Genomic DNA, 23588 nt, shown 5'->3' on the forward strand with positions numbered 1-23588 from the left:
ACGCCCAATTTGGGCCAGATGAGGCAACGAACGATGAGTGTAACCGGAATTGAAAAGCTGGAATTTGGCGTGGAAGACCTGACGCACTGCGCCAAATTTATGCGTGATTTTGGCCTGACGGGCGATGCCAGCGGCCAGCGTTTTACCACCCTGAGCGGCGCGCGCGTGGAGCTTAACCCGATCGACAGCCCCGACCTGCCGCCGGCGTTTGAAGCGGGCAACACCCTGCGCCGCATGACCTGGGCGGTGGCTACCCGGGAAGACCTGGAGGCGCTGCGCCCGAAGCTTGCGCAGCAGCCCGGCTTTCGCGAAGTGGGTGACGCGCTGGAGTGCCTCGACCCGAACGGCATGACGCTGCGCGTGCAGGTCAGCCAGCAGACCGACGTGGAGCTGAACGTTGAACCGATCAACCAGTGGGGCGACGTTCGCCGGATCGACACGCCCAGTCCGGTTTACGATCGCGCCCAGCCCATCAACGTGGGGCACGTGGTGTTCTTCGTGGAGGAGCTGGCGGCGGTGGAAAAATTCTACCGCGAGGTGCTCGGCTTCCAGGTCTCGGACCGCTACATCAACCGCGCCGTGTTCCTGCGCTGCGGCACGCGCGGCGGCCATCACAACCTGTTCCTGCTGCAGCTGCCGAACCGCAAGCGGGGTCTGAATCACGTGGCCTTCACCGTGCGCGACATCCACGAGGTGATCGGCGGCGGTATCGCGATGAATAAAAATGAATGGAGCACCTTTATCGGGCCGGGCCGCCATCCGGTGTCGTCGGCATACTTCTGGTACGTCAACAGCCCGACCGGCGGCGCGTTTGAGTATTACACCAACGACGACTATTTGACTGAAAGCTGGCAGCCGCGCGAGCTGGAGCACTCGCTGGTTTCCTTTACCGAATGGGCGGTGGAAGGCGGTATCGACCACGATACGCGCCGCCAGCAGAAAAAGCCGGAGGCGGTATGACGTCGCGCATTGTCATTATCGGCGGCGGCCAGGCGGGCGGCTGGGCTGCGAAAACCCTGCGCGACGAGGGCTTCGACGGCGAGATTTGCGTGGTGGCGGAAGAGGAATGGGATTTCTACGAGCGCCCGCCGCTGTCAAAAGCGTCTTTGCTGGAGCCGGACGCGGCGCTCCCAAGGCTGTTTACCGACGAGGCGCAGCAGGCGCTGAACCTGAGCTGGTACCGCCCGCTGCGCGCAGAGCAGATCGACCGCGAGGCGAAAACCGTGCGTTTGAGCAACGGCGAACGTCTTAGTTACAACATTCTTTTAATTGCCACCGGAGGGCGGGCGCGCGTGCCGGGTGAGGTGTGGGCGGCGCATCCGCAGGTCTATACCCTGCGCCACTGGCAGGACGCGCAGCGCCTGAAAGGTCGGCTGGCGGAAAGCCAAACCCTGGCGATTGTCGGCGGCGGCTGGATCGGCCTGGAAATTGCCGCGTCCGCACGCAAAAGCGGCGTGGCGGTCACCCTGTTCGAGCAGCAGCCCGCGCTCTGCATGCGCTCGGTGAGCGGCGAGGTGTCGCAGCGCTTAGAGGCTATCCATCGCGAGCAAGGCGTGGATATCCGTACCGGCTGCGGCGCGCTGGAGCTGGAGGACGATAACGGCCTGCCGGTTATCCACTGCGACGGCCAGCGTGAAACCTTTGATGCGGTGGTGGTGGGGATCGGCGTCGATCTCAATCTGGAGCTGGCCCGCGACGCGGGGCTGAAAACCGGGCGCGGGATCGTCGTGGATGCCCAGGGGCGAACGTCGGATCCGTACATTTTTGCCGCCGGCGATGTGGCGCAGCATCATCACTACGGCCTGTGCATTCAGTCCTGGGCCTTCGCCCAGAACCAGGCGGTGGCGACGGCGAAAGCGATGCTCAACCCCGATGCGCCGGGCTACGACGACGCGCCGTGGCTGTGGTCGGATCAATATCAGCACAATATCCAGATCCTCGGCATTCCGCAGCCGGGCAGCAGAACGGTCGTGCGTGAAGAGGCGCTGTACTTCTCGCTGGACGACAACGGGCGGCTGACGCAGCTGGTGGCGTTCAACGACGCGCGCACTGTCAAGCTGGCGAAGCGCTGGATGGCAGCGGGGCGGGATTTATCGGATGTACCGCTCGCCGACCCGGCTTTTTCACTGATGTCATTGCGATAGCTAACCCGCACCCGTAGGGGGAGACATGACCACATTAGAGACCAACACCGCGCCCGCTGAGGCAAGCGGTGAGGGAACCCGCACGCCCGAAAAAGCGGTGCGCTGGGCCATCCCGCTGTCGCTGCTGGCCTGCGTGCTGCTGGCCTTTTTCGACAAAATCAGCATTGCGGCGCTGTTTTCCGACGGCCATTTCCAGCAGGCGATGGGCATCGATTTCGACACCACGCGCCTCGGCATTCTGATGAGCGCCTTCCTGCTGAGCTACGGCTTTTCGTCGGTCTTCCTCAGCGGGCTGGGGGACAAAATTGCGCCGCTGCGCCTGCTCACCGGGATGATGGTGGTGTGGTGCGCGCTGATGGTGGCGATGGGCTTTACCCATAACTACACGCTGATGATCGTTCTGCGCATCCTGCTGGGCGTGGCGGAAGGGCCGCTGTTCCCGCTGGCCTTCGCCATCGTGCGCCACAACTTCCCGCAGCATCTGCAGGCGCGGGCCACCATGCTGTGGCTGCTGGGCACACCGGTGGGCGCGGCGATTGGCTTCCCGCTCTCCCTCTGGCTGCTGAACACCTTCGGCTGGCAGAGCACCTTCTTTGTGATGGCGATGCTGACCGTGCCGGTGCTTATCTTCGTGCGCGTCGGCCTGCGCGGGATCCGCCTGGAAGCGAAACCCGGTACCTCGCAGGCGTCCCAGGACGAGCGGCGCGCGGCGCGGCGCGAGCTGTTCGTCAGCCCGCACTTCTGGATCATCTGCATCTTTAACATCGCCTTTCTGACCTACCTGTGGGGCATCAACGGCTGGCTGCCGGGCTACCTGATTAAGGGCAAAGGCATTCACCTGGAGCACGCGGGCTGGCTGTCGTCGATGCCGTTCATCGCCATGCTGGCGGGGGAAGTGATTGGCGCGTGGCTCTCTGACCGGGTCGATAAGCGCGCGGCGGCCTGCTTTATCTCGATGGCGGGCGCAGCGGTAGGCCTGGCGGCGGTGATGCACCTCGACACCCCGCTGGCCGTCATCGCGGCGATGAGCTTCAGCACCTTTATGTGGGGCACCGGCGCACCCAACATTTTCGCCCTGCTGGCAAAGGCCACCCATCCGCGGGTGAGCGCCACGGCAGGCGGCATTTTCAACGGGCTGGGAAACTTTGCGGGCGCGCTGTCGCCGGCGGTGATGGGCGCGCTTATCGCCTTCACCCACAGCATGGATTCCGGGCTGATTTTTCTGGCGGTGATGGCGGCGGTGGGCTGCGTCCTGTTACTGCCGCTGCTGAGACGTTACTGAGGAGAGTGTCATGACTGATTCAACCGTAACCAACACAAAAGGCATCAAACCTGACCACCTGACGATGGAAGAGTGGGTCGAGTCGCGCATTGCGCGCTTCGAAGGCCGCAAGTACGACTGGAACGCGCTGAAGTTCCAGGCCGATTTTGACCCGAAATACCGCCGCGCGCAGATGCGCTATATCGGCACCGGCGCAACGGGCGTCGCGAACGACACCAACACCGTGCAGGCGGACCATTTTACCTTCTCCACCATGGTACTGCCGTCGAAGTGCGAAGGGCCGCTGCACCTGCACGACGACGTGGAAGAGGTGTTCTTCATGCTTAAAGGGCAGATCACGCTGATGATCCAGGACGGCGAGAACTACACCGAAACCGTGCTGCGCGAGCGTGACCTGATCTCCGTTCCGCCGGGCATCTATCGCGGGCTGTTTAACCACGGGGAAGAAGAGGCGCTGATGTGCGTCATGCTGGGGACCAACAAGCCAGAAATCCCGACCTATCCATCCGACCATCCGCTTTCGAAAGTGAAGCGGAACTAAGGGGGCATGATGACGGGTTTTCGTGAACAGGGAAGCGGCATTCCGCTGATGCTGCTGCACGGCATCAGTTCCGGCGCGGCCTCCTGGCACAAGCAGATGGCGCTGGCAGGTTTCCGCGTGCTGGCGTGGGACATGCCCGGTTATGGCGAAAGCCCGATGCTGGCGGTGGAGCGCGCGAACGCCAGGGATTACGCCGACGCGCTGGCGGCGATGCTTGACCGCGCTGGCGTCTGGCAGGCGGTACTGGTCGGCCATTCGCTCGGCGCACTGGTTGCCAGCGCCTTTGCGGCGAAATTCCCGGAGCGCGTGCTGCATCTGGTGCTGGCGGACGCCGCCCAGGGCTACGGCAATGCCGCGCCGGAGCAGCGCGAGCAGGTCTGGCGCAGCCGCGAGCAGCAGATAGCGCTCGGCGGCGACATCCTCGCTCAGACCCGCGCCGCGAAGCTGCTGCGCCCCGGCGCGCGCGCGGAGGATATCGCTGTCGTCGCGGCGGGCATGCGCGGGCTGCGCCCGGAAGGCTACCTCGCTGCCGCGTGGATGCTGGCGCATGACGACATTCACGGCTGGCTTAAGCGCTACGCCGGTAATTTTGAAGTCTGGTGCGGCGAGCAGGATGCCATCACCCAGCCCGAACTGGTGCACGGGCTGGCGCTGCGCTACGGCATGCCGTTTACCGTGATTCCCCAGGCCGGGCACGCCAGCTATCTCGATAACGACGCGTTTTTTAACCAACAGCTTTTACGCATTAACGAAGAGGTGCGCGATGAATGCACAAATTGACGGGCGCGTAGCGGTCGTTACCGGCGGTTCTTCTGGCATTGGCTTTGAAACGCTGCGCCTGCTGCTGGGCGAGGGGGCAAAAGTGGCCTTCTGCGGCCGCGACCCTGACCGGCTCGCCAGCGCCCACGCGGCGCTGCACAACGAATACCCCGACGGGGAGGTTTTCTCTTACCGCTGCGACGTGCTGAAGGCCGACGAGGTTCAGGCCTTTGCGGACGCCGTTCAGGCGCGCTTCGGCGCGGCGGACATGCTGATCAACAACGCCGGGCAGGGCTACGTGGCGCACTTCCAGGATACCCCGCGCGAGGCGTGGCTCCACGAAGCCGAGCTCAAGCTGTTTGGGGTGATCAACCCGGTACAGGCGTTTCAGCCTCTGCTGGAGCAGTCCGACATCGCCTCCATCACCTGCGTGAACTCCCTGCTGGCGCTGCAGCCCGAGGAGCACATGATTGCCACCTCTGCCGCGCGCGCCGCGCTGCTGAACATGACGCTCACGCTTTCGAAAGAGCTGGTGGGCAAAGGCATCCGCGTGAACTCCATTTTGCTCGGCATGGTGGAATCCGGGCAGTGGCAGCGCCGCTTTGAGAACCGGACGGATAAAAGCCAGAGCTGGCCGGAGTGGACGGCGGAGATCGCGCGCAAACGAGGCATCCCGATGGCCCGCCTCGGCAAGCCGCAGGAGCCCGCGCAGGCGCTGCTGTTCCTCGCCTCGCCGCTGGCTTCGTTTACAACCGGTGCCGCGCTGGACGTTTCCGGCGGCTTCTGCCGCCATCTGTAAGGACGCATCATGAAAAAAATCATGTTAATCGGTTTTGGCGCCATGGCGCAGGCGGTGATTGAGCGTCTGCCTGCCGGCGTGGCAATCGGCTGGATTGTGGCGCGTGAAGCTCACCACGCCGCCATTCATGCACAGTTTGGCGATGCGGTGGTGGCGCTGGCCTCTCCGATGGATTGCGCGCAAACGCCGGACCTGGTGCTGGAGTGCGCCAGCCAGCAGGCGGTGGCGCAGTACGGCGAAGGCATTCTGCGTCGCGGCTGGCATCTGGCGATTATCTCCACCGGCGCGCTGGCGGATAGCGCGCTGGAGCAGCGTCTGCTCGCGGCGGGCGGCAGGCTGACGCTGCTCTCGGGTGCGGTTGCCGGCATTGACGGGCTGGCGGCGGCGAAAGAGGGCGGGCTTGAGCGCGTGACCTACCGGTCGCGCAAAAGCCCGGCCAGCTGGCGCGGCAGCTACGCCGAACAGCTTATCGATCTCAGTTCGGTATCAGAGGCGAAGGTTTTCTTTGAGGGCAGCGCCCGCGAGGCGGCGCGTCTGTTTCCGGCCAACGCCAACGTGGCGGCAACCGTGGCGCTCGGCGGTGTGGGAATGGACAACACGCGCGTGCAGCTGATGGTCGACCCGGCCACGACACGCAACACCCACACGCTGCACGTTGAAGGAATGTTTGGCGAGTTCCACCTGGAGCTGAGCGGGCTGCCTCTGGCCAGCAACCCGAAAACCTCCACCCTGGCGGCACTGAGCGCGGTCCGCGCCTGCCGCGAGCTGGCCCTGAGCTGAGGAGTGACGATGGACGAACTGAAGATTTTTATCGGCGGCCAGTGGCGACGCGGCAGCGGTAACCCGATGCAAAGCCACTTTCCGGCAGACGGGTCGATCAACGCTGTGCTGAACGCGGCAAGTCTGGACGACCTGCAGGAGGCGATTGACGCCGGAGAGCGCGCCTGGCGGGGGCCTGCCTGGCGCAACAGCCTGCCGCATATGCGCGCGAAGATCCTGCACAAGGTTGCCGATCTGATTGAATCCCGCGTCGACGAGCTGGCGCAGATGCAGAGCCGCGATAACGGGAAGCCGCTGGCGGAAGCGCGCGGGCTGGTGCTGAGCGCGGCGGGAACGGCGCGCTACTTTGCCGCCGCCTGCGAGCTGCTGGAAGGGGAACTTCCGACTCCGCGTCAGCCTGATTTGCTGACGCTGAGCTGCTATGAGCCGCTCGGCGTGGTGGCCGCCATCACGCCGTGGAACTCGCCGATTGCCAGCGAGATGCAGAAGGTCGCGCCGGCCATCGCGGCGGGTAACGCGGTGATCCTGAAGCCTGCCGAAGCGACGCCGCTGATGGCGCTGGAGCTGGCGCGCATCTTTGAGCAGGCAGGGCTGCCCGCCGGGCTGCTGAGCGTGCTGCCGGGCAAAGGCTCGGTGATTGGCGATGCGCTGGCGCGTCACCCTAAAGTGCGCAAAATCTCCTTTACCGGCGGCACCACCACGGGCCGCCATCTGGCGCACGTCGCGGCAGAAAAGCTGATCCCGGCATCGCTGGAGCTGGGCGGCAAATCCCCGACTATCGTGCTGGAAGATGCCGATATTGAACGGGCCGCGCGCGGGATCTGCTACGGCATTTTCAGCTCCGCGGGGCAGGCGTGCATTGCCGGTTCGCGGCTGTTTATCCACGAGAGCATTTACGCCCCGCTGATGGCGCGGCTGCTGGAATTAACCCGCGGCCTGCGCGTCGGGCATCCGTTTACCGACGGCGTCCACGTTGGGCCGCTGATCAATGACAGGCATCGTCAGAGCGTGCAGGAATATGTCGAGCTGGCGAAGCGCGAGGGGGGCCGCGTGCTGTGCGGCGGGGAGATCCCGGCCGATCCTAATCTTGCTAACGGCAACTTCTTCCAGCCCACGATTATCGAAGGGCTGAGCAACAGCGCCCGCGCCTGCCAGGAGGAGATCTTCGGCCCGGTGCTGGTGGCGATGCCGTTTCGCGATGAAGCCACGCTTATCCGCGAGGCGAACGACTCGGTTTACGGCCTGGCCGCGGGGATCTGGACGCGGGATACCGGACGCGCGCTGCGCCTGAGCGAGCAGCTGGAGGCGGGCACGGTGTGGATCAACACCTACAAGGTTTTTGCCATTTCGACCCCGTTCGGGGGCTTTAAAGAGAGCGGTCTGGGCCGCGAAAAAGGCATTCAGGGGCTGAAAGCCTGGATGCAGCAAAAGAGCATTTATCTGGCGACGGGTAACGGCGTCAACCACTGGTGCGACTGAGAAAGGGTGAGCAATGAGCGAAATGATAACCGTCGGCGACGCCATCGCCAGAACGCTGGAGCAGTATCAGGTTGAGGCCATCTACGGCGTCATCTCCATTCACAACCTGCCGATCGCCGATGCGGTAGGGCAGCGCGGCAACATCCGCTTCGTGCCCGCACGCGGCGAAGCCGGTTCCGTCACCATGGCCGATGCCCACGGGCGCTTTTCCGGCCTCGGCGTGGCGCTGACCAGCACCGGCGCGGGGGCGGGCAACGCGGTAGGCGCGCTGGTGGAAGCGATGAACGCCTGCACGCCGCTGCTGCACTTAACCGGGCAGGTGGAAAAGGCCTGGCTGGACGCCGACACCGGGTTTATCCATGAAACCCGCGACCAGTTGACCTTCCTGAAGGCCAGCTCAAAGCGGGCGTACCGCATCAGCAACGCTAACCAGGCGATGGCCATTCTGCACAAAGCCATTCAGGAGGCCCAGACGCCGCCGTGCGGGCCGGTCTCTGTGGAAATCCCGATTGATATTCAGGGTGCGAAAATTCCGCTGTCGCTGGTGACGAAACCGGTGAAACCGGCTTCGGTTCAAGCCGTCGATCCCACGACGGTTGACGCACTGTGGGCGCAGCTTAAGCTGGCAAAACAGCCGCTGCTGTGGCTGGGCGGTGGGGCGCTGGGCAGCGCCGACTCCGTGAAAAAACTGGCGGATGCGGGCATCACCGTTATCTCCAGCACCCACGCGCGCGGCGTGCTGCCGGACGGCCATCGCGCCAGCCTGCGGGCGTTCCATAACTCGCCGTCGGTTGAGGGGCTTATCGCGCAGTGTGACTTTACGCTGGTGGCGGGCTCGCGCCTGCGCAGCAACGAAACCCGCTCCTGGACGCTTGAGCTACCGTCCCCGCGCGTGCAGATTGATATCGACCCGGCGGCGGCAAGCCGTAACTATCTGATGGACAACACGCTGGTCGCCGACTGTTCCGCGTTGCTTAGCGCGCTGGCCGACAAGGCCCAGGGCCGCGAGTGGGGCGACGCGCAGTGGGATGCCCAGGTGCGGCAGGCGGTTGAGCAAGCCGAGCAGGGGCTGCGCGAGCAGTGCGGCGCCTACGCGAAGCTTAACGACGCCATCGAGAAGGCGCTGCCGAAGGACGGCCTGCTGGTGCGCGATATTACCGTGTCCGGCAGCCTGTGGGGGAGCCGGCTGTTCCGCGCCAACGGCCCGCTGATGAACATTCACTCTCTGGCCGGGGCGATAGGCATGGGCCTGCCGATGGCGATCGGCACCTCGATTGCCAACCCGCAGCGCAAGGTTGTGGGGCTGGTGGGCGACGGCGGCCTGAGCCTGAACCTTGGCGAGCTGGCGACGCTGGCGCAGGAGAAAGCCAACGTGACGCTGCTTATCATGAACGATGGCGGGTACGGGGTCATGCGCGGCATTCAGGATAAATATTTCGGCGGGCGGCAGTATTACAACGAGCTGCATACCCCGGACTTCACCCTGCTGGCACAGGCAATTGGCCTGCAGGCGTGGAGCGTTGAGCGGGCGGAGGATTTTGATGCCGTGATGACGGAGGCGCTGGCGATGCCGGGGCCGTCGGTGGTGGAAGTGCGAATGGGGCAAATTGGCGCCCTGAAGTTCGCCGGGCCGCCGCAGAAGACGCTTTACTGATCTGTTTGTGAGCACGAGCATATCGTGCTCACGGCTTACTGGTAGTCAATCTGGAGAATACCCGGGGCTGAAAATTTACCGGTCTGAATGTTGTCACTTAGCTTAAGCAACTGCGCGTTCAGATGGATGGTCGCGCTGTTGTTACCGTTTACAGAGCTGCTGAGTGTGTTAGAACCGTCGGCTTTAAGCTGTTTGTTATTGGTGTCGGTTATTTTGACCCCGACGCCCATGCTTGTGCCACTATTTTTCAGGTACCCGGTACTGCTATCGTAATTATTGGCGGTCAGTTTAAAATTTGCTTGTACAGTATTCACGCAATTCGCCAAATTCACTGCGAAAGGAATGACGCTGGTTGTCCCTTTTTGGAGATCGGAGGTCGTGTAGTCGCCCAGGTTAACGGTATTGCCTGATGCATTTTCGCTTCCAAGCGCTGCCTTACAGGTGGGAAGTCGTAAATCTGCAGTGAAAGATGAACTGGAAACGGCAACACCAATATTGTCATCACCGTCAGAGTTGTCGCCATAAACAAAATGGCCGATGGTACCCGTGGTTTTTGGCGTAATTTTCGTGACCCCGTTGGGGCGGTACGCTGAGCTTTGATAAAGCGCAACATAAAAATAGTGACCGCGGCCGTCTAAAGGACTCGTCTCGGAATTCTTATAAAGTTTCGTCAAGTTAGTGCTGGCAGGGATATAGCCAGAAGAATCAGTTCCCCCGTTGGCAGCGATCTCTATAGCATAGTAAATGCCAGGAACATTCGTTTCAAAGAGCCCGGCATTATAGCTCGTGGTAGCGTTACTGAAACTAATACTCGTTGCGGGGGAGATATCCGCCCAGCCGTTCAGACTGAAGCCATCCGGGCCTAGATTACATGTGGTCGCTGCGGAGACACCGGTAAAACGCTGCCTTGTCGTCAGCCAACCGCTTTGTCCTGCTGGCAATGGGTTTAGCGTCCCTATGGTTGCGGTTTGCATAGTATAGGTTCTGGGAATGGTGAAAAAGCATTCTCGATCAAGAGCAGCATAGCTGGTACTGCAGCTGAAGCCGACAGTGATAATGATTATTTTCAGAAATAGATTCGTGCAAGAAAATCCATTTTTCATCGTAATATATTTCCCACAATAATATTTGAAAAATTAATCGTGCGTTGATTATTCGCTTACTTGAGTCGAGGAGCAATGATTGTTTTTGATTTCATTAAAATGAAATATTTTGTAAAATTTATGCTTTATGTAAAAAGTATTATTTTTCTTGAGGTTGGTTTTTTTTGACGTGGGAATAGAGCAGCTTGTGGCTGGAGTATAATAAGATATGCCTTATTTATAAGGGGCGCTTTTTTACCGTTGCGCGTTGCCGCACGCCATATATTGAGTCGGCATGCGGCATCATTTTAAAGATTCATCTCTGAAGACCGTTTACTTTATTCCATCTGCGGCCATACGGTCGCGAATATGTTGTGCACGCTCTTCTGAGGCTGGGTGATCGTCAAACATGGAGCTTTGGCGTCCCGCTTCCAGTTTGGCCAGCTTTTCGAAGCTGGTGGCTAAACCTGATGGATTAATACCGCGTTTGCGCAACAGGTCGTAGGAGTAATCATCCGCTTCGGACTCCTGACGCTGTGAGAACTGGGAGTTAACCAGCTTTTCGCCCACATCGCCAAGCTGTGACTGTGACAGGCTGCCAACGATACCGCCCGCAGAGGCCGCCGCTGCGCGGATGGCATTGGTGCCTAAGGCAACCTGCATCCCTTTCTTCACGTGGCCGAGTGCAACGTGGCCCATTTCATGGCCGATAACCGCTTCGACTTCATTGTCGGTCATCATATCCATCAGCCCGCTGTAGACGCGGATACAGCCATTTGCCATGGCGAACGCGTTCACGTCTTTCGCCATGTAAACCTTGTAGTTCACCGGCTGGCCGTTGATGTTATCGCCCAGCGCGGAAGCGATCTTATTCAGACGCTGCGTGTAGGAACTGTTAGCCGGCGCAAGCGTGGCTTTTCCGTCCATATCTTTACAGGCCTGGTCGCTCAGCGCTTTTACCTGCGCGTCGCTCAGGGAATAGGCCTGAAAGGCTTCTGCGCCTGAGGTCATCAGGCCGTTAGAATCCATATTCTGACAGCCGCTCAGCAGGAGCGTTGTACCCAGGGCCAGCACTATTGCACGCATTTTCATGATGTTGCTTCCGTACTCGTTAATCTGAATAAAATCCGAAAAATGCACCGTCAGCGAAGCCGGTGTCGGGCTAAGTATAAGGAAGATCTACGAGGCCGGGCGAGCAGATTGCGCAACATGCGAGCATGATCCAGAGATTTCTTAAGCTGCAAAAGAATGCTCCATGTACATGGCATGCCGCTTGGGTTACATTGTTGGCACTTTTTTCCGGCGTAGCCCAAAACGCGCTGTCGTCAAGGGCATGGCCTTTAACAGTCCGATCTGGAGTTAAAATGTCCTCACGTAAAGAGCTTGCTAATGCTATTCGTGCGCTGAGCATGGACGCAGTACAGAAAGCCAAATCCGGTCACCCTGGCGCCCCTATGGGTATGGCTGATATCGCCGAAGTCCTGTGGCGCGATTTCCTGAACCACAACCCGCAGAACCCGTCATGGGCTGACCGCGACCGTTTCGTACTGTCTAACGGCCACGGCTCTATGCTGATTTATAGCCTGCTGCATCTCACTGGCTACGATCTGCCTATCGAAGAGCTGAAAAACTTCCGTCAGCTGCACTCCAAAACTCCAGGTCACCCGGAAGTGGGCTACACCGCTGGCGTAGAAACCACCACCGGCCCACTGGGTCAGGGTATTGCTAACGCAGTGGGTATGGCGATTGCTGAGAAGACCCTGGCGGCGCAGTTCAACCGTCCTGGTCACGACATCGTTGACCACTTCACCTACGCGTTCATGGGCGACGGCTGCATGATGGAAGGCATTTCTCACGAAGTGTGCTCCCTGGCAGGTACCCTGAAGCTGGGCAAACTGGTTGCGTTCTATGACGACAACGGTATCTCCATCGACGGTCACGTTGAAGGCTGGTTCACTGATGACACCGCTAAACGTTTTGAAGCCTACGGCTGGCACGTTGTGCGTGGCGTTGATGGCCACGATGCTGACTCGATTAAACGTGCTGTAGAAGAAGCGCGCGCAGTGACTGACAAACCGTCCCTGCTGATGTGCAAAACCATCATCGGCTTCGGTTCACCGAACAAAGCGGGTACGCATGACTCCCACGGTGCGCCACTGGGCGACGCGGAAATTGCGCTGACCCGTGAAGCGTTGGGCTGGAAACACCCTGCATTCGAAATCCCATCTGACATTTATGCGCAGTGGGATGCAAAAGAAGCGGGTCAGGCGAAAGAAGCAGCATGGAACGAGAAGTTCGCTGCTTACGCGAAAGCCTTCCCACAGGAAGCGGCTGAATTCACCCGCCGTATGAAAGGCGACATGCCGTCTGACTTCGACGCGAAAGCGAACGAGTTCATCGCTAAGCTGCAGGCGAACCCATCTAAAATCGCTAGCCGTAAAGCATCTCAGAACGCGATCGAAGCGTTCGGTCCTTGGCTTCCAGAATTCCTGGGCGGCTCCGCTGACCTGGCACCTTCCAACCTGACCCTGTGGTCCGGTTCTAAGCCAATCAACGAAAATACCGCCGGTAACTACATCCATTACGGTGTACGTGAATTCGGTATGACGGCTATCGCGAACGGTATCTCCCTGCACGGCGGTTTCCTGCCGTACACCTCTACCTTCCTGATGTTCGTGGAATATGCACGTAACGCCGTGCGTATGGCTGCGCTGATGAAACAGCGTCAGGTGATGGTCTACACCCACGACTCCATCGGTCTGGGCGAAGACGGTCCGACTCACCAGCCGGTAGAGCAGGTGGCTTCCCTGCGCGTAACGCCGAACATGAGCACATGGCGTCCATGTGACCAGGTTGAATCTGCCGTTGCCTGGAAATACGGTGTTGAGCGTCATGACGGCCCAACTGCACTGATCCTCTCCCGTCAGAACCTGGCGCAGCAGGATCGTACTCCAGAGCAGCTGGCGAACATCGCTCGCGGTGGCTACGTGCTGAAAGATTGCGCAGGCCAGCCTGAGCTGATCTTCATCGCAACCGGTTCTGAAGTTGAGCTGGCTGTCGCGGCCTGGGACAAACTGACTGCCGAAGGCGTGAAGGCGCGCGTGGTATCCATGCCGTCTACCGATGCGTTCGACAAGCAGGATGCCGCTTACCGTGAATCCGTTCTGCCTAAGGCTGTTACCGCTCGTGTTGCAGTGGAAGCGGGTATCGCTGACTACTGGTTCAAATACGTGGGCCTGAACGGCGCTATCGTCGGCATGACCACCTTCGGTGAATCTGCTCCGGCAGAGCTGCTGTTCGAAGAGTTCGGCTTCACCGTAGAGAACGTTGTCGCGAAGGCGAAAGAACTGCTGTAATTGTTTGTACGGTGCGGGCTGATGCCCTCACCCCAACCCTCTCCCACCGGGAGAGGGTGCAAACACTAAAAACGGTAACCCTCGGGTTACCGTTTTGCTTTTCCCTCGCCGTGAATTATTCCACCTAAAATGTGACGCAAGTCATATAGCTCGCTTATTCATCTGGACAGACATTCCTTTTATTCCCCGATTCGCTTATTCTTGCTGAAGCGTTTCAGTCGATTAAATGTTCGACAATTGACCAATCAATCGCAGTTTGTGACAGCAAGGATTCCCCTTCGGGCGTAGCTGGATTACTCTTTCAGCCACCTCAGACTCAGGGATAGCTTTGCAGGAGATCTATGACCGTACGCGTAGCGATTAATGGCTTCGGTCGCATCGGGCGTAATGTGGTTCGTGCTTTGTATGAATCCGGACGTCGGGCGGAAATAACCGTGGTGGCAATCAATGAACTGGCGGATGCTACGGGCATGGCGCATTTGTTGAAATATGATACCAGCCACGGACGATTCGCCTGGGATGTTCGCCAGGAAAGAGATCAGCTGTTTGTCGGCGACGATGCCATACGCGTACTGCATGAGAGCAGCATCGCCGGGCTACCGTGGCGTGAACTGGGTGTGGATGTGGTGCTTGACTGTACCGGCGTGTACGGCAGCCGCGAACACGGTGAAGCGCACCTTGCGGCAGGCGCGAAAAAAGTCCTGTTTTCTCATCCCGGCAGTAACGACCTCGACGCGACCGTCGTGTTTGGCGTCAACCAGCATGAGCTGCAAGCCGAACACCGCATTGTCTCCAACGCCTCCTGCACGACTAACTGCATTATTCCGGTCATCAAACTGTTAGACGATGCGTATGGCATTGAATCTGGCACCGTGACCACGATTCATTCCGCCATGCACGATCAGCAAGTTATTGACGCTTACCACCCGGATTTACGGCGCACGCGTGCAGCGAGCCAGTCAATCATTCCGGTGGACACAAAGCTGGCTGCAGGGATCACCCGAATTTTTCCGCAGTTCAATGACCGTTTTGAAGCGATTGCCGTGCGTGTTCCGACGATCAACGTCACCGCAATCGACCTTAGCGTGACGGTAAAAAAACCGGTAAAAGCCTGTGAAGTCAACCTCTTGCTGCAAAAAGCGGCACAGGGGGCATTTCATGGTATAGTTGACTATACGGAATTACCGTTGGTCTCAGTGGATTTTAACCACGACCCGCACAGCGCCATTGTTGATGGCACTCAAACGCGCGTCAGTGGCGCACACCTTATCAAGACGCTGGTCTGGTGTGATAACGAATGGGGCTTTGCTAACCGAATGCTCGACACCACGTTAGCAATGGCCGCTCAAGGTTTCAGGTAAGACGCATCGTGCGTCTGCAAAACTTTAAGAATCAACGAGAGGATTCACCATGTCTGTAATTAAGATGACCGATCTGGATCTGGCTGGTAAACGCGTTTTCATCCGTGCCGATCTGAACGTACCGGTTAAAGATGGCAAAGTGACCAGCGACGCGCGTATTCGTGCATCTCTGCCAACCATCGAACTGGCTCTGAAGCAGGGCGCTAAAGTGATGGTAACCTCCCACCTGGGTCGTCCAACCGAAGGCGAGTACAACGAAGAGTTCTCTCTGCTGCCGGTTGTTAATTACCTGAAAGACAAACTGTCTAACCCTGTTCGCCTGGTGAAAGATTACCTGGACGGCGTTGAAGTCGCTGCCGGTGAACTGGTTGTTCTGGAAAACGTTCGCTTCAACAAAGGCGAGAAGAAAGACGACGAAGCACTCTCCAAAAAATACGCTGCACTGTGCGACGTATTCGTGATGGATGCTTTCGGTACGGCTCACCGTGCGCAGGCGTCTACCCACGGTATCGGTAAATTTGCTGACGTTGCGTGTGCCGGTCCTCTGCTGGCTGACGAACTGGAAGCGCTGGGTAAAGCACTGAAAGAACCCGCTCGTCCAATGGTTGCTATCGTTGGTGGTTCTAAAGTTTCTACCAAACTGACCGTTCTGGATTCCCTGTCTAAAATCGCTGACCAGCTGATCGTTGGCGGTGGTATCGCGAACACCTTCGTTGCCGCCCAGGGCCACAACGTCGGTAAATCCCTGTACGAAGCAGACCTGGTTGACGAAGCGAAACGCCTGCTGAGCACCTGCGATATCCCGGTTCCAACTGACGTTCGCGTAGCGACCGAGTTCTCTGAAACTGCGACGGCGACCCTGAAGTCTGTAAACGACATCAAAGACGAAGAGCAGATTCTGGACCTGGGCGACGTTTCTGCACAGAAACTGGCTGAAATCCTGAAAAACGCAAAAACTATCCTGTGGAACGGTCCTGTTGGCGTGTTCGAATTCCCGAACTTCCGCAAAGGTACTGAAATCGTTGCTAACGCTATCGCAGACAGCGAAGCGTTCTCTATCGCAGGCGGTGGTGACACCCTGGCAGCAATCGACCTGTTCGGTATCGCTGACAAGATCTCCTACATCTCCACTGGTGGCGGCGCATTCCTCGAATTCGTGGAAGGCAAAGTACTGCCAGCAGTAGCAATGCTCGAAGAGCGCGCTAAGAAGTAAGCCATTCAAGGGCAGGGAAACCTGCCCAAATTTCAGCGCGCTTTTAAGAGCTCGCACCTTTTCTAACGGCCGAAGATACAGGACTAAGCAACATGTCTAAAATTTTTGATTTCGTAAAACCTGGCGTTATCACTGGTGATGACGTACAGAAAGTGTTCCAGGTAGCTAAAGAAAACAACTTCGCTCTGCCAGCAGTTAACTGCGTGGGTACCGACTCCATTAACGCCGTACTGGAAACTGCTGCTAAAGTTAAAGCACCGGTTATCGTTCAGTTCTCCAACGGCGGCGCTGCGTTCATCGCTGGTAAAGGCGTGAAAACTGACGTTCCTCAGGGCGCGGCTATCCTGGGTGCTATCTCTGGTGCGCACCACGTACACCAGATGGCTGAACACTACGGTGTTCCAGTTATTCTGCATACTGACCACTGCGCGAAGAAACTGCTGCCGTGGATCGACGGTCTGCTGGACGCGGGTGAAAAACACTTCGCGGCTACCGGTAAGCCACTGTTCTCTTCTCACATGATCGACCTGTCTGAAGAGTCCCTGCACGAAAACATCGAAATCTGCTCCAAATACCTGGCGCGCATGGCCAAAATGGACATGACCCTGGAAATTGAACTGGGTTGCACCGGTGGTGAAGAAGATGGCGTGGACAACAGCCACATGGACGCTTCTGCACTGTACACCCAGCCAGAAGACGTTGATTACGCTTACACCGAGCTGAGCAAAATCAGCCCACGCTTCACCATTGCAGCGTCCTTCGGTAACGTGCACGGCGTTTACAAACCAGGTAACGTGGTTCTGACCCCAACCATCCTGCGTGATTCTCAGGAATACGTTTCTAAGAAACACAACCTGCCGCACAACAGCCTGAACTTCGTCTTCCACGGCGGTTCCGGTTCTTCTGCTCAGGAAATCAAAGACTCCGTAAGCTACGGCGTGGTGAAAATGAACATCGATACCGACACCCAGTGGGCAACCTGGGACGGTATCCTGCAATACTACAAAACCAACGAAGCTTACCTGCAGGGCCAGCTGGGCAACCCGAAAGGCGAAGACCAGCCGAACAAGAAATACTACGATCCACGCGTATGGCTGCGCGCAGCGCAGACGTCCATGGTGACTCGTCTGGAGCAGGCTTTCAAAGAACTGAACGCGATCGACGTTCTGTAATTTGAGCTGCTAACAGCATCAGAAGGCCCGCAAATGCGGGCCTTTTTTTATGCATTTTCAATATCCTGCCAGAGCAGTTTTTGTGATCTGTTTGGCAAATCGGGTGCTTTTTGTTTACCCTTTACTGACCTGCCTGTCTCCATGGGGGATGGATTTTGTGTTTTGGTTTAACAAAAGGAAGAATAAATGGAACAACTCGATGTTGTAGACAGCATCAATAACGCCGGTAACTGGCTGGTGCGTAACCAGGCACTGTTGCTGAGCTACGCCGTGAACATCGTCGCGGCGATTGCCATCATCATCGTCGGGATGATTGTGGCGCGTATTGTATCGAACGCGGTCAACCGCGTGATGCTGGCCCGTCACATTGACGCCACGGTCGCTGACTTCCTCTCTGCACTGGTCCGCTACGGCATAATCGCCTTTACGCTGATTGCCGCGCTGGGGCGCGTAGGGGTACAGACCGCGTCCGTGATTGCCGTACTTGGTGCCGCCGGCCTGGCCATTGGTCTGGCGCTGCAGGGCTCGCTGTCGAACCTGGCGGCAGGCGTTCTGCTGGTCACCTTCCGTCCGTTCCGCTCGGGCGAATACGTTGATCTTGGCGGCATTGCCGGAACCGTGCTGCAGGTGCAGATTTTCTCAACGACCATGCGTACCGTTGATGGCCGCATCGTGGTCGTGCCGAACGGGAAAATTATTGCAGGCAACATTATTAACTTCTCCCGCGAGCCGGTGCGTCGTAACGAGCTGATCGTCAGCGTGGCGTACGACTCCGACATCGATCAGGTGAAGTCGCTGATTAGCAATATCATTGCCTCAGACGATCGCATTCTGAAGGATAAAGAGCAGACCGTTCGCCTCAACGAACTGGGTGCATCTTCTATTAACTTTGTGGTGCGTATCTGGAGCAAGAGCAGCGATCTGCAAAACGTGTACTGGGACGTGCTGGAGCGTATCAAGCGCGACTTCGACGCTAACGGCATCAGCTTCCCGTACCCGCAGATGGACGTAAACGTCAAAAAAGTTAAAGAAGCAGAATAACTTCACCAGCAGGCCCGGTAAGCGCCAGTGCCACCGGGCTTTTCTTTTATTAGCCATGCTAATCCTCAATTAATATTATCCATTTCCTCTAATGTGATTCGCGCAGTATAGTCTGCTCCCAGGACAACACTGTGAGAATTTCGTCATGTTATCGTATTACTTTCAAGGGCTTGCCTTAGGTGCGGCCATGATCCTTCCCCTCGGCCCGCAAAATGCGTTTGTGATGAACCAGGGCATCCGCCGCCAGTATCATCTGATGATTGCCCTGCTGTGTGCGGTAAGTGATTTACTGCTGATTTGCGCAGGAATTTTTGGCGGCAGTGCACTGCTGATGCAGTCTCCCTGGCTGCTGGCGCTGGTCACCTGGGGCGGCGTGGCGTTTCTGCTCTGGTATGGCTTTGGCGCGCTGAAAACGGCCATGAGCAGCAACCTCGAACTGGCGAGCGCGGAAGTGATGAAGCAGGGGCGCTGGAAGATCATCGTCACCATGCTGGCGGTGACCTGGCTTAACCCGCATGTCTATCTTGATACCTTCGTAGTGCTGGGCAGCCTGGGCGGACAGCTGGACGTTGAGCCTAAGCGCTGGTTTGCGCTCGGCACGGTCAGCGCCTCTTTCCTCTGGTTCTTCGGTCTTGCCATTCTGGCGGCATGGCTGGCGCCTCGTCTGAGGACTGCCAAAGCCCAGCGCATCATTAATACCCTGGTGGGGCTGGTGATGTGGTTTATTGCTTTTCAGCTGGCAAAAGAGGGCATTCACCACGTCCAGGTATTGTTCAACTAATCCTTGTCTTATGGACAACTGAGCAGGACCCGCTAAGCTTGCTGGCATGCGCCCTGTTATCGGGCACTCTTTGCAACATGGAGGAATAACAGTGAAGTTTAAAGTGATGGCCCTGGCGGCATTAGTAAGTTTGGGTGCGGTATATGTTCAGGCTGGTGAACTGCCGGATGGCCCGCACATCGTCACTTCAGGCACCGCAAGCGTGGATGCGGTACCCGATGTTGCAACGCTGGCAATTGAAGTGAATGTGGCTGCGAAAGATGCGGCGTCTGCCAAGAAGCAGGCTGACGATCGTGTTGCGCAATATCTCTCATTCCTCGAGCAGAACGGTGTCGGTAAAAAAGATATCAACTCCGCTAACCTGCGTACTCAACCCGATTACGACTATCAGAATGGCAAAAGCATCCTGAAAGGCTACCGTGCCGTGCGTACCGTTGAAGTGACCGTGCGCCAGCTGGATAAGCTGAACGCCTTGCTGGACGGCGCGCTGAAGGCGGGACTGAACGAAATCCGTTCCGTGTCGCTGGGCGTTGCGCAACCTGAGAAATACAAAGACGAAGCGCGTAAAGCGGCAATTGACGATGCTATTCACCAGGCGGAACAGCTGGCTTCTGGCTTTAAGAGCAAGCTCGGCCCGGTATACAGCGTGCGTTACCACGTCTCTAACTACCAGCCAAGCCCGATGGTGCGGATGATGAAGGCCGATGCGGCGCCGGTATCCGCTCAGGAAACTTACGAGCAGCCAACGATCCAGTTCGACGATCAGGTGGATGTGGTGTTCCAGCTGGAGCCTGTTGCAGCACAGCCGAAACCGGCTCAGTAATCTGTAGGCCGGGTAAGGCGAAGCCGCCACCCGGCTTATTTTTTAATCCTGCCTCAACACCTTATGCCCAAACGCCAGCAGCGCGTCGGTGACGTTGCGCATCATGCGGCTTTCCGGCGCAAAACGGTGCCAGTAGAGCATCCGACGCTGATACAGCCCTGGCGTCAGGTCAATCAGCTCACCGCTTTTCAACTCTTTCTCGATCTGCAGGTGCGGGATCATGCAGCAGGTCGTGCCCTGGCGCGCAAGCTGCACAAACGCTTCGGACGAGTTAACGATATGACACGGCACGCTGCCCGGCGGCAAATCGAAGTTTTGCTGCAGGAACGCCTGGTGCATATCGTCCAGATGGTCGAACGCCACGGCAGGCGCTTTCAGCAGCGCGGCGCGGGTCACGCCGTTGGGGAAATAGCGCTCGGCAAAGGCTTTTGAACCGACAAACAGGTAATCCAGCGCGCCCAACTGATCCACCAGGCAGCTTGGCAGCGCCTGAGGCTGGATACTGACCGCCCCGACCACTTCACCGCGACGCAGGCGTTCCTGGGTACGGGTTTCATCTTCAACCTGCAAATTCAGACGGATAGGGGAATCTGCTAATACCGGCGCAAGGGCCGGCAGCAGCCAGGTTGCCAGACTGTCGGCGTTGACCGCCAGCGAGAGCAGCAGCGGCGTGGAGCCTGTTTGTTCGTCACCGAGCCATTCATCTTCCAGCAGTTCAACCTGACGCAGCAGGGCGAGGAGCTTTTGCCCTTGCTCCGTTGGGCGAGGCGGCACGGTACGCACCAGCAGTGGCTGGCCGAACATGTTTTCAAGCTGTTTGATACGCTGCGATACGGCGGACTGCGTGATGCAAAGCTTTTGCGCCGCGCGCTCAAAACCTCGTTCACGAATAACTGCATCAAGTGCCTGTAGTGTTCTGTAGTCCGGACGTTTCATTGCTCTGGCTGGCTCCTTAATTTTGCTTAATCTGCACTATGACACAATTTTCCCTTCGTGGCAGACGAATTCCATTCGACGTGTTCTATAATGCGCCCTGAGTTTTCACACCACAGGCAAAACGATCATGACGCAGGATGAACTGAAAAAAGCAGTAGGATGGGCCGCTCTCCAGTATGTACAGCCGGGTACTATTGTCGGTGTTGGTACCGGGTCAACGGCGGCACACTTTATCGATGCGCTGGGCACGATGAAAGGGCAGATTGAGGGCGCGGTGTCCAGCTCTGATGCTTCCACGGAAAAGCTGAAAAGCCTCGGCATTACCGTTTTCGATCTGAACGAAGTTGACCGTCTGGGCATTTACGTTGATGGCGCGGATGAGATCAACGGCCACATGCAGATGATCAAAGGCGGCGGCGCGGCGCTGACGCGTGAAAAAATCATCGCCTCCGTTGCGGATAAATTCATCTGCATCGCTGATGCCTCCAAACAGGTCGATATTCTGGGTAATTTCCCGCTGCCGGTCGAGGTGATCCCGATGGCGCGCAGCGCCGTGGCGCGTGAGCTGGTAAAACTTGGCGGGCGTCCGGAATATCGCCAGGGCGTGGTGACCGATAACGGCAATGTGATCCTTGACGTTCACGGTCTGGAAATTCTCGACGCGATTGCGCTGGAAAACGCCATCAACGGTATTCCAGGCGTAGTAACCGTAGGGTTATTCGCCAACCGCGGCGCGGATGTCGCGCTGATCGGCACGGCTGACGGCGTGAAAACCATCGTAAAATGATCTGACGGGGGGAGTCCTCCCCCCGCTAAAAATATTTTGAAAAGCTAAATTCGGTGACTTGTGTCACGTTTTTATGCCTCGTTTGCCGATCCTGCCACGTACGTAAATTTCTGCAGCATTTTCCTCTGTCATTTTGCCCTGTATGACTTTTCTTCAGAGTGCCGACGCAAACGTTCATATTGCTGCAATAGTTTTTTTTGATATGTTGGCTACAGCGGATTTCAATCCAGCACAACAACAGTTCAGATAAAATACAGGGTCGGGTAAATGGCAAAGGTATCACTGGAGAAAGACAAGATTAAATTTCTGCTCGTAGAAGGCGTGCATCAAAAAGCACTCGATAGCCTTCGCGCAGCAGGTTACACCAACATCGAATTTCACAAAGGCGCGCTGGATACCGAAGAGCTGAAAGCGTCCATCCGTGATGCCCACTTCATTGGCCTGCGATCCCGTACCCACCTGACTGAAGATGTGATTGCCGCGGCGGAAAAGCTGGTTGCCATCGGCTGTTTCTGCATCGGTACCAACCAGGTTGACCTGAATGCAGCCGCTAAGCGCGGTATTCCTGTATTTAACGCCCCGTTCTCCAACACCCGTTCCGTGGCGGAGTTAGTGATTGGCGAGCTGCTGCTGCTGCTGCGCGGTATTCCTGAAGCTAACGCCAAAGCGCACCGTGGCGTGTGGAACAAACTGGCGTCTGGCTCTTTCGAAGCGCGCGGTAAAAAGCTGGGGATTATCGGTTACGGCCATATCGGTACGCAGCTGGGCATCCTGGCGGAATCTCTCGGGATGCATGTCTTTTTCTACGACATTGAAAGCAAACTGCCGCTGGGCAATGCGACCCAGGTTCAACACCTTTCTGACCTGCTGAACATGAGCGATGTGGTCAGCCTGCACGTGCCGGAAAATGCCTCCACCAAAAACATGATGGGCGCGGAAGAGCTGGCGCTGATGAAGCCGGGTTCGCTGCTGATCAACGCCGCGCGCGGTACAGTTGTCGACATTCCGGCACTGTGTGATGCGCTAAAACGCAAGCATCTGGCGGGCGCGGCGATTGACGTCTTCCCGACGGAGCCAGCGACCAACAGCGATCCGTTTACCTCTCCGCTGTGCGAGTTCGATAACGTGATCCTGACGCCGCACATCGGTGGTTCAACTCAGGAAGCGCAGGAGAACATCGGTCTGGAAGTGGCGGGCAAACTGAGCAAATACTCCGACAATGGCTCTACGCTCTCTGCAGTGAACTTCCCGGAAGTGTCTTTGCCGCTGCACGGTGGCCGTCGTCTGCTGCACATTCACGAAAACCGTCCGGGTGTGCTGACCGCCATCAACCAGATCTTTGCCGAGCAGAGCGTCAACATTGCCGCGCAGTATCTGCAAACCAACTCGCAGATGGGCTACGTGGTTATTGATATCGAAGCGGATGAAGACGTTGCAGAGAAAGCGCTGCAGAGCATGAAGGCCATTCCGGGGACGATTCGCGCGCGTCTGCTGTACTAATTGTGCGAGGTAAATGCAAAACGGTAACGATAGTTACCGTTTTTTATGTTTTCACCCTCTCCCTGTGGGAGAGGGCTGAGGTGAGGGTATCAGGCTGC

21 protein-coding genes are annotated in these 23588 nt (G+C 57.9%); 18 read left to right on the plus strand and 3 right to left on the minus strand.

The window, feature by feature from the left end:
- Positions 1–33 precede the first annotated feature (33 nt).
- Genes ABR39_RS17275 through ABR39_RS17315 form a run of 9 tightly spaced genes read left to right on the plus strand, consistent with a single transcriptional unit; the run spans position 34 to position 9438 of the window.
- Positions 34–960 carry a VOC family protein gene (locus ABR39_RS17275; RefSeq protein ID WP_047347917.1) on the plus strand — a complete coding sequence of 309 codons (927 nt, stop codon included), beginning with the start codon at positions 34–36 and terminating at the stop codon, positions 958–960.
- Complete coding sequence (locus tag ABR39_RS17280) at positions 957–2144, plus strand: NAD(P)/FAD-dependent oxidoreductase (RefSeq protein ID WP_047347918.1); 1188 nt, start codon at positions 957–959, stop codon at positions 2142–2144. Before ABR39_RS17275 ends, ABR39_RS17280 begins: the two co-directional genes overlap by 4 nt.
- Before the next feature lie 25 nt (positions 2145–2169).
- Positions 2170–3426 carry an MFS transporter gene (locus tag ABR39_RS17285; RefSeq protein WP_047347919.1) on the plus strand — a complete coding sequence of 419 codons (1257 nt, stop codon included), beginning with the start codon at positions 2170–2172 and terminating at the stop codon, positions 3424–3426.
- Between the two features lie 10 nt (positions 3427–3436).
- Entirely contained in the window at positions 3437–3967 is a 531-nt protein-coding gene (locus tag ABR39_RS17290) for a cupin domain-containing protein (RefSeq protein ID WP_047347920.1), read from the plus strand.
- Positions 3968–3976: 9 nt separating this feature from the next.
- Positions 3977–4747, plus strand: a complete 771-nt coding sequence (locus ABR39_RS17295; protein WP_047347921.1) for an alpha/beta fold hydrolase — start codon at positions 3977–3979, stop codon at positions 4745–4747.
- Positions 4731–5525, plus strand: coding sequence for an SDR family oxidoreductase (locus ABR39_RS17300; protein WP_047347922.1), 795 nt, complete (start codon positions 4731–4733; stop codon positions 5523–5525). The genes ABR39_RS17295 and ABR39_RS17300 overlap by 17 nt, the downstream gene beginning before the upstream one ends.
- A gap of 9 nt (positions 5526–5534) precedes the next feature.
- Positions 5535–6305 (plus strand): aspartate dehydrogenase, encoded by a 771-nt coding sequence (locus tag ABR39_RS17305; RefSeq protein WP_047347923.1) that lies wholly within the window; start codon positions 5535–5537, stop codon positions 6303–6305.
- Between the two features lie 9 nt (positions 6306–6314).
- Complete coding sequence (locus ABR39_RS17310) at positions 6315–7784, plus strand: aldehyde dehydrogenase (protein WP_047347924.1); 1470 nt, start codon at positions 6315–6317, stop codon at positions 7782–7784.
- Positions 7785–7797: 13 nt separating this feature from the next.
- Positions 7798–9438, plus strand: a complete 1641-nt coding sequence (locus tag ABR39_RS17315; RefSeq protein WP_047347925.1) for a thiamine pyrophosphate-binding protein — start codon at positions 7798–7800, stop codon at positions 9436–9438.
- 35 nt (positions 9439–9473) lie between these two features.
- On the opposite strand, the gene ABR39_RS25440 is transcribed toward ABR39_RS17315, so the two are convergent.
- Both ABR39_RS25440 and ABR39_RS17325 read right to left on the minus strand, forming a co-directional pair.
- Positions 9474–10412: a fimbrial protein gene (locus ABR39_RS25440; protein WP_165587286.1), complete on the minus strand. Its 939-nt coding sequence runs from the start codon at positions 10410–10412 to the stop codon at positions 9474–9476.
- 441 nt (positions 10413–10853) lie between these two features.
- On the minus strand, positions 10854–11612 hold the full coding sequence (locus ABR39_RS17325) for a M48 family metallopeptidase (protein WP_047348188.1): 759 nt from the start codon (positions 11610–11612) through the stop codon (positions 10854–10856).
- 272 nt (positions 11613–11884) lie between these two features.
- On the opposite strand from ABR39_RS17325, the gene tkt reads away from it, so the two are divergent.
- The 7 genes from tkt to ABR39_RS17360 all read left to right on the plus strand — a co-directional run bounded on the left by tkt (position 11885) and on the right by ABR39_RS17360 (position 20267).
- Positions 11885–13876 carry a transketolase gene (tkt, locus tag ABR39_RS17330; protein WP_047347927.1) on the plus strand — a complete coding sequence of 664 codons (1992 nt, stop codon included), beginning with the start codon at positions 11885–11887 and terminating at the stop codon, positions 13874–13876.
- Positions 13877–14217: 341 nt separating this feature from the next.
- Positions 14218–15237 carry an erythrose-4-phosphate dehydrogenase gene (gene epd / locus ABR39_RS17335; protein WP_047347928.1) on the plus strand — a complete coding sequence of 340 codons (1020 nt, stop codon included), beginning with the start codon at positions 14218–14220 and terminating at the stop codon, positions 15235–15237.
- Between the two features lie 49 nt (positions 15238–15286).
- A complete protein-coding gene (gene pgk / locus ABR39_RS17340) occupies positions 15287–16450 on the plus strand; it encodes a phosphoglycerate kinase (protein ID WP_047347929.1) in 1164 nt (387 codons plus the stop codon).
- 92 nt (positions 16451–16542) lie between these two features.
- Positions 16543–17622 carry a class II fructose-bisphosphate aldolase gene (fbaA, locus tag ABR39_RS17345; protein WP_042715531.1) on the plus strand — a complete coding sequence of 360 codons (1080 nt, stop codon included), beginning with the start codon at positions 16543–16545 and terminating at the stop codon, positions 17620–17622.
- Positions 17623–17808: 186 nt separating this feature from the next.
- Positions 17809–18663, plus strand: a complete 855-nt coding sequence (gene mscS, locus ABR39_RS17350; protein WP_047347930.1) for a small-conductance mechanosensitive channel MscS — start codon at positions 17809–17811, stop codon at positions 18661–18663.
- Positions 18664–18808: 145 nt separating this feature from the next.
- Positions 18809–19444, plus strand: coding sequence for an arginine exporter ArgO (gene argO / locus ABR39_RS17355; protein WP_047347931.1), 636 nt, complete (start codon positions 18809–18811; stop codon positions 19442–19444).
- Positions 19445–19535: 91 nt separating this feature from the next.
- Positions 19536–20267: an oxidative stress defense protein gene (locus ABR39_RS17360; protein WP_047347932.1), complete on the plus strand. Its 732-nt coding sequence runs from the start codon at positions 19536–19538 to the stop codon at positions 20265–20267.
- 42 nt (positions 20268–20309) lie between these two features.
- On the opposite strand, the gene argP is transcribed toward ABR39_RS17360, so the two are convergent.
- Positions 20310–21203: a DNA-binding transcriptional regulator ArgP gene (argP, locus tag ABR39_RS17365; protein ID WP_003860089.1), complete on the minus strand. Its 894-nt coding sequence runs from the start codon at positions 21201–21203 to the stop codon at positions 20310–20312.
- Between the two features lie 127 nt (positions 21204–21330).
- Here argP and rpiA point away from each other — a divergent pair, with 127 nt between their 5' ends.
- Entirely contained in the window at positions 21331–21990 is a 660-nt protein-coding gene (gene rpiA, locus ABR39_RS17370) for a ribose-5-phosphate isomerase RpiA (RefSeq protein WP_047347933.1), read from the plus strand.
- A gap of 267 nt (positions 21991–22257) precedes the next feature.
- Positions 22258–23490, plus strand: a complete 1233-nt coding sequence (gene serA / locus ABR39_RS17375; protein WP_047347934.1) for a phosphoglycerate dehydrogenase — start codon at positions 22258–22260, stop codon at positions 23488–23490.
- Positions 23491–23588 lie beyond the last annotated feature (98 nt).

Origin of the sequence: Enterobacter genomosp. O (genome assembly GCF_001022965.1) — a bacterium.
Taxonomy (GTDB): domain Bacteria; phylum Pseudomonadota; class Gammaproteobacteria; order Enterobacterales; family Enterobacteriaceae; genus Enterobacter; species Enterobacter cloacae_L.

Excerpts from the sequence above, each read along its gene's own strand:
- ABR39_RS17275 (WP_047347917.1), top strand. The coding sequence starts at position 34 with ATGAGTGTAACCGGAATTGAAAAGCTGGAATTTGGCGTGGAAGACCTG.
- ABR39_RS17280 (WP_047347918.1), top strand. The coding sequence starts at position 957 with ATGACGTCGCGCATTGTCATTATCGGCGGCGGCCAGGCGGGCGGCTGG.
- ABR39_RS17285 (WP_047347919.1), top strand. The coding sequence starts at position 2,170 with ATGACCACATTAGAGACCAACACCGCGCCCGCTGAGGCAAGCGGTGAG.
- ABR39_RS17290 (WP_047347920.1), top strand. The coding sequence starts at position 3,437 with ATGACTGATTCAACCGTAACCAACACAAAAGGCATCAAACCTGACCAC.
- ABR39_RS17295 (WP_047347921.1), top strand. The coding sequence starts at position 3,977 with ATGACGGGTTTTCGTGAACAGGGAAGCGGCATTCCGCTGATGCTGCTG.
- ABR39_RS17300 (WP_047347922.1), top strand. The coding sequence starts at position 4,731 with ATGAATGCACAAATTGACGGGCGCGTAGCGGTCGTTACCGGCGGTTCT.
- ABR39_RS17305 (WP_047347923.1), top strand. The coding sequence starts at position 5,535 with ATGAAAAAAATCATGTTAATCGGTTTTGGCGCCATGGCGCAGGCGGTG.
- ABR39_RS17310 (WP_047347924.1), top strand. The coding sequence starts at position 6,315 with ATGGACGAACTGAAGATTTTTATCGGCGGCCAGTGGCGACGCGGCAGC.
- ABR39_RS17315 (WP_047347925.1), top strand. The coding sequence starts at position 7,798 with ATGAGCGAAATGATAACCGTCGGCGACGCCATCGCCAGAACGCTGGAG.
- ABR39_RS25440 (WP_165587286.1), bottom strand. The coding sequence starts at position 10,412 with ATGCAAACCGCAACCATAGGGACGCTAAACCCATTGCCAGCAGGACAA.
- ABR39_RS17325 (WP_047348188.1), bottom strand. The coding sequence starts at position 11,612 with ATGAAAATGCGTGCAATAGTGCTGGCCCTGGGTACAACGCTCCTGCTG.
- tkt (WP_047347927.1), top strand. The coding sequence starts at position 11,885 with ATGTCCTCACGTAAAGAGCTTGCTAATGCTATTCGTGCGCTGAGCATG.
- epd (WP_047347928.1), top strand. The coding sequence starts at position 14,218 with ATGACCGTACGCGTAGCGATTAATGGCTTCGGTCGCATCGGGCGTAAT.
- pgk (WP_047347929.1), top strand. The coding sequence starts at position 15,287 with ATGTCTGTAATTAAGATGACCGATCTGGATCTGGCTGGTAAACGCGTT.
- fbaA (WP_042715531.1), top strand. The coding sequence starts at position 16,543 with ATGTCTAAAATTTTTGATTTCGTAAAACCTGGCGTTATCACTGGTGAT.
- mscS (WP_047347930.1), top strand. The coding sequence starts at position 17,809 with ATGGAACAACTCGATGTTGTAGACAGCATCAATAACGCCGGTAACTGG.
- argO (WP_047347931.1), top strand. The coding sequence starts at position 18,809 with ATGTTATCGTATTACTTTCAAGGGCTTGCCTTAGGTGCGGCCATGATC.
- argP (WP_003860089.1), bottom strand. The coding sequence starts at position 21,203 with ATGAAACGTCCGGACTACAGAACACTACAGGCACTTGATGCAGTTATT.
- rpiA (WP_047347933.1), top strand. The coding sequence starts at position 21,331 with ATGACGCAGGATGAACTGAAAAAAGCAGTAGGATGGGCCGCTCTCCAG.
- serA (WP_047347934.1), top strand. The coding sequence starts at position 22,258 with ATGGCAAAGGTATCACTGGAGAAAGACAAGATTAAATTTCTGCTCGTA.